This is a genomic window from Microbacterium sp. NPDC055683 (genome assembly GCF_053617895.1).
In genome coordinates, this window is sequence record NZ_JBSHGQ010000022.1 from 51,378 (window position 1) to 61,423 (window position 10,046).

Sequence of the window (10,046 nt, forward strand, 5' to 3'; positions counted from 1 at the left end):
GGTCAGCCTCCCAGGCCCTTCCACGCCGTCGTGCCGTCGGCCTCGACCTGGCGCTTCCAGACGGGCAGCTCGCGCTTGATGTCCTCGATGATCTGACGGCATGCCGCGAACGCGCCGTCGCGGTGCGCCGACGACACGGCGATGACGACGGCCGCGTCCCCCACCGCGAGCCGGCCGATCCGGTGGCTCACGGCGACGGCGGCATCGTGCGCGGACGCGGCGCGCGCTGCGAGGTCGTGCAGCGTCTGCTCCGCGTCGGGATGCGCGGAGTACTCGAGGGCGACGACGGCACCCGCGGCATCGGGGTCGTGATCGCGCACGCGCCCCACGAAGCTCGTCTCGGCCCCCGCCGTGGCGTCGTCGACGAGCGCCAGGTGCTCGTCGAGCGCGATCTCCGTCTCCGAGATGCGCGCGAGCGCGACCCGCGCCGTCACGCGTGATCTCCGCCCGCGAGCTGGTCGACGACGTGCCGTGCGACCGCGAGCACGACGGGCATCCCCTCGCCGACGGCCTTCGGCGAGCCCGGGAGGTTCACGACGAGCGCCTCGGCCGTAACCCCCGCGACTCCTCGCGACAGCACGCCCGCTGGCGTGGCGGCGGCGCCGACGCGCCGCAGCTCCTCCGCGATGCCCGGGACCTCCCGCTCGATCACGCGGCGCGTGCCCTCGGGCGTGCGGTCGCGCGGGCCGACGCCCGTTCCGCCCGAGGTGATGACGAGCCGTGCACCCGAGCCGACGGCGTCGCGGAGCGCCGATGCGACGGCGTCCTCGCCGTCGGGCACGATCCTCGCATCGTCGCACGGCCATCCCGCCCCCCGGAGGGCCGCGACCGCGACCGGACCGGACGCGTCATCGCGCACACCGGCCGCGGCACGATCGCTCACGGTGATGACGGCGGCGCGCGGCGCCGCGGGAATTTCGCTGCTCACACCGAGAGCCTACGGCCGGCGCCCCGCGGCGACACCCGCGTTACGCTCGGAGGATGGCCTCCGCGACACCGGGCACCGCCCGCGCCCAGTTGGAGGCCCTCGCGCACGACGACGGCTTCCTCGGCCCCTGGGCCGCGGAGCGCCCCGCCATGATGGCCGGTGCGACCCGGCCCGCCGGTGTGCTCGTGCTGTTCGGCGTCCTCGACGACCTGCCCGCCGACCGGGCGGGGACGGCCGTCTCCTCCGACCTGGATGTGCTCCTGCTGACCCGCGCGACGACCCTCCGTGCGCACGCGGGCCAGATCGCGTTCCCCGGCGGACGCGTGGAGCCCCGCGACCCCGACACGGTCGCCGCGGCCCTGCGCGAGGCCCGCGAGGAGACGGGCCTCGAGCCATCCGGCGTCGACGTGCTCGGCACGCTGCGCGACATCCCCGTGCCCGTCTCGGGCCACCTGGTGACCCCCGTCCTGGCCTGGTGGCGGCGCCCGACCCCGGTGCGCGCCGTCGACGCGGCGGAGTCGGCCGCCGTGTTCCGCGCGCCCGTCGCCGACCTCCTGGACCCGGCGCACCGGCGCACCTCCGTCACCCGTCGGGGCGTTGCCGAATGGCGTGGGCCGGCCTTCGTGCTGGCCGATCCGGCCTCGGGCGCCGAGCGCGTCGTCTGGGGGTTCACGGCCGGGGTCCTCGACGCCGTGTTCGATGCCGTGGGATGGACGGAGCCCTGGGATCGATCCCGGACGATCGACGTGCCGGCGTGAGGAGCCGACGCGACGGGCGGACCGCGGCGATCCGCGAGGATGGAGGGGTGACTGCCCCTCTCGGACTCCTCCTCGACGTCGACGGCCCCCTCGCGAGCACCGTGACCCGCACGCTGCGGCTGCCCTCCATCGCCGCCGACCTCGTCGCGATCGCGCACGGCGGCTGCCCCATCGTGTTCAACACGGGCCGGTCGGCCGCGTTCCTCGTCGAACGCGTGCTCCCCGAGCTCGCCGCGGCCGGGCTGCGCGCGGACGCCCCCGTCTGGGGGGTCGGCGAGAAGGGCGCCACGTGGTTCGCGCTGGAGGGCGAGCCGCCCCACGCGGGCCCCGTGTCGGCCGACCTCGCGCTCCGCCCGCCGCAGGACCTCGTCGACGGCGTGCGCGCGCTCGCGGGCAGCCTCTCGCACCTGATGTTCTGGGACGACACGAAGGAGACGATGATCTCCGTCGAGCAGAACGTCGACGTCGCGAGCGCGGACTACCTCGCCGCACAGCCCGCCTTCGTCGACGACTGCGCCGCGCTCATCCGCGCACTCGGTCTCGCCGACTCCTTCCACATCGTCCCCACGATCATCTCCGTCGACATCGAGCACGTCACGGCGGGCAAGGCGCTCGGCGCCGCGCGCGCTCTCGCCCTCGTCGCCGAGCGGATGGCCCCGCCCACGCGCTGGTTCACGGCGGGCGACTCCCCCAGCGACTACGACATGGCATCCTGGCTCGCGGCGCGCGGCGACGACGTCGTGCACCTCGACGTGCGGCCGTCGGGCGAGGTGCCCGACGTGCCGTTCCCCGTGCTCCGCGAGCGCCCCACGGGCGTCGTCGCCGAGGACGATCTCACGGCTGGGCATCTCGCGCGCCTGCGGGCGGAGCTCGTCGGCTGAGCCCCGCCTAGCCTGGAAGGGGAGGTCCCCGATGGGCGCACGACGAGAAGACGACGATCCGCGGGTCGCCGCCGCGCAGTATCGGATCGACCGCATCCGCGCGGAGCTGGACGACGCGCCGGGGGCGGAGGCCACGCCGGCGGGGGCCGACGCGGCACGGGCCCATCCGCGCGCGGCGGACCCGACGGGAGACGCGGGCTCGTACACCGCGACCGACCGGGCGGCGTACGTCGAGCAGGTGATCCGCGCCGCCATCCGCCGCGGCGAGTTCGACGATCTGCCGGGTGCGGGCAAGCCCATCCCGGGGCTCGGCACGTCGCACGACCCCGACTGGTGGATCCGTCGGAAGATCGAGCGGGAGGGGCTCACAGGGCTCGGCCCGCCCGCGCTGCAGCTCCGCGTCGAGCACGCGGCTCTCGCCGGCAGCCTCGACGCGCTCGCCCGCGAGGACGACGTGCGCGCGCATCTGGAGGATTTCAACCGGCGCGTGCGCGATGCCCGGCTGCAGCTCCTCGGCGGGCCGCCCGTCGTGACCCCCACGGCCGACATCGACGCCGAGATCGCCGCATGGGCGGCGCGCAGAGCCGCCCGCGACGCGGCGCGCGCACACGCCTCCGCCGAGGCGCCGCCCCGGCGCCGCCGGCTGTTCGGCCGTGCACGGCGGACGCCGCCGCTCCCGTAGCATCGGGACGATGAGCCCGCACGACCCCCGCATCGCCCGACGCGTCCCCGAGGCGCTCGACGAGCACCAGCGCCGCGAGCGCAATCCCGAGTACCGCGTGGACGTCGAGCGCATCCGCTTCTCGCCGTACTACTCGCGCCTGTCCGCGGTGACGCAGGTCATCGCGCAGACCGGTGCCGGGCTCGCCGTGCACAACCGGCTCACGCACTCGGTCAAGGTCGCGGCCGTCGCCCGTGGCATCGCCGTGCAGCTCGCGAACGACGAGGGCGACAGGGGGCGTGTCGTCGCGGACCTCGGCGGATGCGACCCCGTCGTCGTCCAGGCGGCCGCCGCCGCCCACGACCTCGGCCATCCGCCGTTCGGCCACCTCGGCGAGCAGACGCTCGATCGGCTCGCGAAGGACCGCTTCGGCCTCCGCGACGGGTTCGAGGGCAACGCGCAGACGTTCCGCATCCTGACGCGCCTCGACGAGTACGACAGAGCAGGCTCCGGGCTCAACCTGACCGCGGCCGTGCGCGCGGCCGTGCTGAAGTACCCGTGGCTGCGCGCCGAGGGCGACGCCTGGTTCGACCGGGAGGTCGCACCGCGCGGCATCACGCCGGCGACGATCGGCCAGGGTGCCTACAAGTTCTCGGCCTTCGCCCTCGATGCGCGGGAGATGGCCGACGCGCGCGCCGCGTACCCGGCGATCGCGCCCCTGCAGCAGACGGTCGAGTGCTCGGTGATGGACATCGCCGACGACATCGCGTACTCGCTGCACGACCTCGACGACTTCTACCGCGCCGGTCTCCTCAACCAGTCCACGATCTCGGCCGAGTTCCGAGCCTGGCGTCGCGACCGCCTCGTGCTCCACGCCGCGGCGCGCGGCGACCTCTCGCTCTCCTCCCGCGCCCCCGGCCGATCCCTCGAGCTGCTCTGGCGGCGGCTCGCGGCGAAGGACCCGTGGATCGCCGACGAGGACGCGTTCGCCGAGGCCGTCGGCCGCGTCAACGACGAGGTCATCGACGGTCTGCTCGCCGTCCCCTTCGACGGGTCGATGGCGACCGAGCGCACGCTGTCGCAGTTCACGGCCGCCTGGATCGCGCGCCTGCAGCACTCCGTCTCTGTCGTCGCCGAGCCGTCGATGCGCTCGGGGCACGTGAGCCTCGACCGCCGCGCCTGGCACGAGGTGGCGGTGCTGAAGTTCCTGCACCAGCGGTTCATCCTCGAACGCCCCGACCTCGCGGTCTACCAGCGCGGACAGGCGAACGTGCTCGAGCGCCTCGTCGACGGGTTCGCGGCCTGGCTCGACGACCCGCACGACGTCCGGAGGGCGCCGCGCCGGCTGCTCGACCTCGTCGATCTCGCCGCCGAGGACTATGCGCGCCTGCGGCGTGAGAGCCCCGAGCTGCTCGACGCCGAAGGCGGACCCGAGCTGAGGCGTCGGGCGACCGGCCGCGGCATCGTGGACTACGTCGCATCGCTCACCGACGCGCAGGCCATGCACATCGACGCGCTCATCAACGGCTCGCCGGAGCGCCTGTGGGATGCCGGCCAGGGCCTCTGAACAGGCGCGCGAGACGGTCAGCGACCGCCGCGGCCGCGGCACCCGCGGCGTACCAGAGCAGATCGGTCGCGACGAACGTCGTGCCGAGCACGAGCGCGGAGGGCGGGAAGGCCCTGGCCGCGAGCGCCGGCAGCGGGGTGAGCTGGAGCAGCTCGACGGCGGCGCACCACGCGAACGCGACCGCAGCGACCACCACGGACCGCGCGCGCGGGGCGGCGAACGCCGCGAGCAGGTAGGCGAGCACGGCGTAGAGCACGTCGCCCGCGGCATCCGCCACGACGCCGTCGGGAGCGAGGCGGTGCACGGCGAGCCCTGCGACGACGACGGCGACGGCCGCGCCGACGAGGGCGGCCCGCCTCATCGCGCCAGCGCGTCCGCGATGGGCGTGGATCCGCTGCCGAAGGCGATCGTGCGGCGGGAGGTGCGGGGATCGGCGAGCACGGCCGCCGCGACGGCGGCGACATCGGCGCGCGACGCGCGACCCTCGCCCGGCTCCGCCGTCTCGATGAGCCCGGTCGGCGCATCGAGCGTGAGCGGGCCCGGCTGCAGGATCGTGTAGGCGAGCCCGGTCGCGCGCAGGTGGGCGTCGGCGGCGCTCTTCGCCTCCGCGTAGGCGTGGAAGGAGCTGTCCGCCGGGACGCCGTGGTCGGGGCCCGCCCCGAGATACGACACCATGACGTAGCGGTCCACGCCGGCCTGCGCCGCTGCGTCCATCGTGCGGATGGCCGCATCGCGGTCGACGGCCGTCGTGCGGCGCGGATCGCCGCCGCCCGCTCCCGCCGACCACACGACGGCGTCCTGGCCGCGGAGGGCCTCCGCGAGGGCGTCGACCTCCGCGTGCTCGACGTCGAGCACGAGCGGCGCGGCCCCTGACGCTTCGACGTCCGCCGCCTGAGCGGGATCGCGGATGACGGACGTCACCTCGTCGCCTCGTGCGGCGAGGAGAGGGGCGAGGAGCAGGGCGACCTTGCCGTGGCCGCCGACGATGAGGATGCGGGACATGCCGCCAGCCTAGGCGGGCCCGGCGGCGGCAGGGCCGGAGACCACGATCCGCTCCGCTCCCGCGTACGCGTTCATGGTCGCCCCGCGGAGGAAGCCGACCAGGGTGATCCCCCTGTCGGCGGCGAGCTCGACGGCGAGCGACGAGGGAGCCGAGACCGCCGCGAGCGCGGGGATCCCGGCCATCGCGGCCTTCTGGACGAGCTCGAAGCTCGCGCGTCCCGACACCGCGAGGACATGGCCCGCGAGCGGCAGGAGCCCGCGCGCCGCCGCCCATCCCACGACCTTGTCGACGGCGTTGTGACGCCCGACGTCCTCGCGCACGACGACGATCTCCCCCGTCCCGACGTCCACGAGCGCCGCTGCGTGCAGTCCGCCGGTCTGCGCGAAGACGTCCTGACGCGCGCGGAGGCGGTCGGGGATCCCGGCGAGAAGCGCGGCGGGGATGCGCACGGGGTCGCCGGCGACGTCGAACGGAGCCCGCGCCTGCACCTGGGCGATCGACGCCGTTCCGCAGACCCCGCATGCGCTCGTCGTCGGGAACGCCCGCACGAGCGAGGCGATGTCGACGGCGTGGGCGAGCGAGAGGTCGAGGACGTTGTACGTGTTCTCCTCGCCGCCCGTCCCCGGGCCGCCGCAGTGGATGGCCGCGCGCACGTCGTCCGCACGACGCACGACGCCCTCGGAGACGAGGAACCCCGTCGCGAGCTCGACGTCGTGTCCGGGTGTCCGCATCGTGACGGTGAGGGGCGCTCCGCCGATCCGGATCTCGAGGGGCTCCTCGACGGCGAGCGCATCGGGTCTCCGCGACGAGGCGGGCCCGTCGGGTCCGTCCATGCGGATGCGCACGACCGGTCGGCGCGCCGTGATCCTGCCCACGGCTCAGTCCCGTCGCCGCAGGCGAACGACGACGGCCTTCGACGTCGGCGTGCCGCTCGTGTCGGCCACCGATTCGAGCGGCACGAGCACGTTCGTCTCGGGGTAGTACGCCGCGGCGTTGCCCCGGGGAGTGTCGTAGGCGACGAGCCGGAACGCCGACGCCGCTCGCTCTTCGAGGCCGTCCGGCCCCTCCCACTCCGAGACGAGGTCGACGACGTCGTCCTCGGCGAACCCGAGTGCGCGGATGTCGTCCGCGTGGACGAGCACGACGCGGCGTCCGTCGTGGATGCCGCGGTACCGGTCGTCCTTGCCGTAGATCGTCGTGTTGTACTGGTCGTGCGAGCGCAGCGTCTGCAGCAGCAGCCGGCCGGCGGGGATGCGCGGATACTCGAGCGCGTTGGCGGTGAACATCGCGCGGCCCGTCGCGGTGTCGAACCGGCGCGCGTCGCGCGGGCCGTTCGGGAGGAAGAACGTCCGTCCCTTCTCGAGGAGTCGCTCGTCGGCATCGAAGCCCGGCACGACGCGCGAGATGTGCGTGCGCACGCGCCCGTAGTCCTCGGCGAACGAGCTCCAGTCCGCGCGGGGAGCCCCCGCCCGCCCGGCGAACACGCGTTCTGCGATCCGCGCCACGATCGCGACTTCGCTGAGGAGGCCGGCGTCGGGAGGGGCGAGACGTCCGCGTGACGCGTGAACTGCTCCCATGGAGTCCTCGACCGTGACGCGCTGGTCTCCCCTCCGGCTCCGATCCCGGTCGGTGCGGCCGAGGGTGGGCAGGATGACGGCACGGCGCCCGTGCACGACGTGCGAGCGGTTGAGCTTCGTCGAGACGTGCACCGTGAGGTCGACCGATGCCATCGCGGCCTCCACGACGGCGGTGTCGGGCGTCGCGGACACGAAGTTCCCTCCCATCGCGAAGAACGTGCGCACGGCGCCGCGGCGCATCGCACGGATGGCCGCGACGACGTCGTAGCCGTGCGCGCGCGGCGCCGTGAACGAGAACTCCTCGTCGAGCGCGGCGAGGAACGACTCGGACGGGCGCTCGAAGATGCCCATCGTGCGATCGCCCTGCACGTTCGAGTGACCGCGGACGGGGCAGACGCCCGCCCCCGCGCGGCCGATGTTGCCCTGCAGGAGGAGGACGTTCACGACGTCGCGCAGCGTCGCGACCGAGTGCTTGTGCTGGGTGAGCCCCATGGCCCAGCACACGATCGCGCTCCGGGCCGAGCGGAAGCGCTCCGCCGTCTCGCGGATGCGCGACTCCGTGAGGCCCGTCGCGGCCTCGAGCTCCGCCCATCCCGTGCGCGACAGCGCGTCGCGGTACGCGGGGAAGCCCGAGGTGTGCGACTCCACGAAGCCCCGGTCGACGACGACGCCCTCCGCCTCCTCGATCTCGAGCAGATGCTTGCCGATGCCCTGGAAGAGCGCCTGGTCGCCGCCGAGCCGGATCTGCAGGAAGTCATCGGCGATGGGCGTGCCGCCGAGCAGCGCGCCGTGCACCGTCTGCGGGTTGCGGAAGCGCAGGAGGCCCGCCTCCGGGAGCGGGTTCACCGCGACGACCACGGCACCGCGCTGCTTCGCCTTCTCGAGAGCCGACAGCATGCGCGGGTGGTTCGTGCCCGGGTTCTGGCCCGCGACGACGATGAGGTCGGCCTCGTGCACATCGTCGATCGACACCGTGCCCTTGCCGATCCCGATGGTCTCGGTGAGTGCCGAGCCGCTCGACTCGTGGCACATGTTCGAGCAGTCGGGGAGGTTGTTCGTGCCGAGCCCCCGCACGAGCAGCTGATAGGCGAAGGCCGCCTCGTTCGAGGTGCGTCCCGATGTGTAGAACACCGCCTCGTCGGGGTCGTCGAGCCCCCGGAGGGCGTCCGCCACGATGCCCAGAGCCTCGTCCCACGACGCTTCGCGGTAGTGCGAGGCGCCCTCGTCGAGCACCATCGGGTGCGTGAGGCGGCCCTGCTGCCCGAGCCAGTAGTCGTCGTGCGACCGGAGCTCCGCGACGGAGTGCCGGGCGAAGAAGCCGGGGCCGACGCGGCGCAGCGTCGCCTCCTCGGCGACCGCCTTCGCGCCGTTCTCGCAGAACTCCGCGACGTGCCGGCGGTCCTCCTCCGGCCATGCGCAGCCGGGGCAGTCGAACCCGTCCTTCTGGTTCACGCGCAGGAGCGTCCGCGCCGTGCGCGCGGCTCCCATCTGGTCGACGGAGATGCGCAGGGCGTGGACGACCGCGGGGATCCCCACCGCGGCCGTCGCGCGCTCCCCGACGCGGAGCTCCGATTCGTCGATGTCGCCGCGCGGTGCCTTCGTCGCCATGGCCCCAGGCTACGCGGCGCGCGCCGGAAGGCGATGGTTTCGCACTGTGACGCGCGAGGATGGCTCCGCGGTGAGCCGCGCGTAGCGTTGACGCATCACCGACCGCCGCATGTCAGGAGAGCATCCGTGACCAGCCGAATCCGCGTCTCAGCCGCGCACACCGAGGTGTGCCTGCACGAGGCCGGCGCGATGTGCGCCGAGGTGGGAGCGGGTCACGACATGCACATGCTGCAGCGGCGACTCGCCTCCGCGACGCCGAGCCGCTGGGTCGACGCCATCGCGGGTCACGCGGACGCCGACGGCTGGCTCGATCTCGCCGGCCTCGACGGCGTCGTGCTGACGCGCGTGTGGCACCACGAGCACCTCGGCGGTCTCGTCCGCCCCGGCGAGCCCGTGGCGCTGCACGAGGGCTACCACGTCCTGGCGCTCGCGAGCGGGTGGCTGAACGTGCGGGACGGGCGCGACCCGCACTGAGCCGCGCCCGCCGCCGTCTCGGTCCGCGGTCTCGGGCCCGCCGTCACATCGCGGACGGCTGCATGCTCGCCATGAGCGCGTCGCACGCGTCAGCGCAGTCCATGCACGCCTGAGCGCACATCCGCATGGCCTCGCTCATCTCGGCGTGCGTCAGGCACTCGGCGCGGCATGCCATGGCCATCGCCTTCATCGCCTGGAGCATCGCCATCATGGGCGCCGCCTGCATGCCCATCGGGCGCATCAGCATGCGCGACATCGCGTGGCACATGTCCGCGCAGCTCATGCACATGCTGCGGCACATCGCCATGTCCGCACCCATGTCCATGTCGGCGCACATCGTGCACGCCTGCTCGCACGCCATGCACGCCTCCATGCACGCCTGCATGAGCTCCTGGTCCATCGGCATCATCATGTCGGCGGGGGCGTCGGCCATCATCCCGCTCATCATCGTCTTCATGTCCATCGTCGACTCGCCTTCCCATCTCCGCGCGAGCCGACGTCCGACCCGGATGAACGCGGGATGCACTTCATGACGGAATGTTACGGTGCGCGCCGGTGGGATGTCGATGGCCGATCCTCGGGATCGGCC

At 73.9% G+C, this 10,046-nt stretch carries 12 protein-coding genes; 5 read left to right on the plus strand and 7 right to left on the minus strand.

The window, feature by feature from the left end:
* Positions 1-2: 2 nt before the first annotated feature.
* The gene (locus ACWGPF_RS10190; RefSeq protein ID WP_452332720.1) at positions 3-434 is read right to left on the minus strand and encodes a molybdenum cofactor biosynthesis protein MoaE; all 432 of its coding nucleotides are present in this window, start codon (positions 432-434) and stop codon (positions 3-5) included.
* A complete protein-coding gene (locus ACWGPF_RS10195) occupies positions 431-928 on the minus strand; it encodes a MogA/MoaB family molybdenum cofactor biosynthesis protein (protein WP_452332721.1) in 498 nt (165 codons plus the stop codon). The genes ACWGPF_RS10190 and ACWGPF_RS10195 overlap by 4 nt, the downstream gene beginning before the upstream one ends.
* A gap of 53 nt (positions 929-981) precedes the next feature.
* On the opposite strand from ACWGPF_RS10195, the gene ACWGPF_RS10200 reads away from it, so the two are divergent.
* The 4 genes from ACWGPF_RS10200 to ACWGPF_RS10215 are packed head-to-tail and all read left to right on the plus strand — an operon-like array spanning position 982 to position 4,795.
* The gene (locus ACWGPF_RS10200) at positions 982-1,686 is read left to right on the plus strand and encodes an NUDIX hydrolase (protein ID WP_452332722.1); all 705 of its coding nucleotides are present in this window, start codon (positions 982-984) and stop codon (positions 1,684-1,686) included.
* Between the two features lie 47 nt (positions 1,687-1,733).
* Positions 1,734-2,567, plus strand: a complete 834-nt coding sequence (locus tag ACWGPF_RS10205; protein ID WP_452332723.1) for a hypothetical protein — start codon at positions 1,734-1,736, stop codon at positions 2,565-2,567.
* A gap of 31 nt (positions 2,568-2,598) precedes the next feature.
* Positions 2,599-3,249, plus strand: a complete 651-nt coding sequence (locus ACWGPF_RS10210) for a DnaJ family domain-containing protein (protein WP_452332724.1) — start codon at positions 2,599-2,601, stop codon at positions 3,247-3,249.
* Between the two features lie 10 nt (positions 3,250-3,259).
* Positions 3,260-4,795 carry a deoxyguanosinetriphosphate triphosphohydrolase family protein gene (locus tag ACWGPF_RS10215; RefSeq protein WP_452332725.1) on the plus strand — a complete coding sequence of 512 codons (1,536 nt, stop codon included), beginning with the start codon at positions 3,260-3,262 and terminating at the stop codon, positions 4,793-4,795.
* Here ACWGPF_RS10215 and ACWGPF_RS10220 read toward each other — a convergent pair.
* Genes ACWGPF_RS10220 through ACWGPF_RS10235 form a run of 4 tightly spaced genes read right to left on the minus strand, consistent with a single transcriptional unit; the run spans position 4,749 to position 8,983 of the window.
* Positions 4,749-5,156 carry a DUF2809 domain-containing protein gene (locus ACWGPF_RS10220; RefSeq protein WP_452332726.1) on the minus strand — a complete coding sequence of 136 codons (408 nt, stop codon included), beginning with the start codon at positions 5,154-5,156 and terminating at the stop codon, positions 4,749-4,751. The two genes, ACWGPF_RS10215 and ACWGPF_RS10220, sit on opposite strands and share 47 nt — an antisense overlap.
* Entirely contained in the window at positions 5,153-5,797 is a 645-nt protein-coding gene (locus ACWGPF_RS10225) for an NAD(P)H-binding protein (RefSeq protein WP_452332727.1), read from the minus strand. The genes ACWGPF_RS10220 and ACWGPF_RS10225 overlap by 4 nt, the downstream gene beginning before the upstream one ends.
* 9 nt (positions 5,798-5,806) lie before the next feature.
* Positions 5,807-6,673, minus strand: a complete 867-nt coding sequence (gene fdhD, locus ACWGPF_RS10230; protein WP_452332728.1) for a formate dehydrogenase accessory sulfurtransferase FdhD — start codon at positions 6,671-6,673, stop codon at positions 5,807-5,809.
* 3 nt (positions 6,674-6,676) lie between these two features.
* Positions 6,677-8,983, minus strand: a complete 2,307-nt coding sequence (locus ACWGPF_RS10235) for an FdhF/YdeP family oxidoreductase (RefSeq protein ID WP_452332729.1) — start codon at positions 8,981-8,983, stop codon at positions 6,677-6,679.
* A 126-nt stretch (positions 8,984-9,109) separates the two neighbouring features.
* Here ACWGPF_RS10235 and ACWGPF_RS10240 point away from each other — a divergent pair, with 126 nt between their 5' ends.
* Complete coding sequence (locus tag ACWGPF_RS10240) at positions 9,110-9,457, plus strand: hypothetical protein (RefSeq protein WP_452332730.1); 348 nt, start codon at positions 9,110-9,112, stop codon at positions 9,455-9,457.
* Positions 9,458-9,500: 43 nt separating this feature from the next.
* Here ACWGPF_RS10240 and ACWGPF_RS10245 read toward each other — a convergent pair whose 3' ends face one another.
* The gene (locus tag ACWGPF_RS10245) at positions 9,501-9,893 is read right to left on the minus strand and encodes a hypothetical protein (protein ID WP_452332731.1); all 393 of its coding nucleotides are present in this window, start codon (positions 9,891-9,893) and stop codon (positions 9,501-9,503) included.
* Positions 9,894-10,046 lie beyond the last annotated feature (153 nt).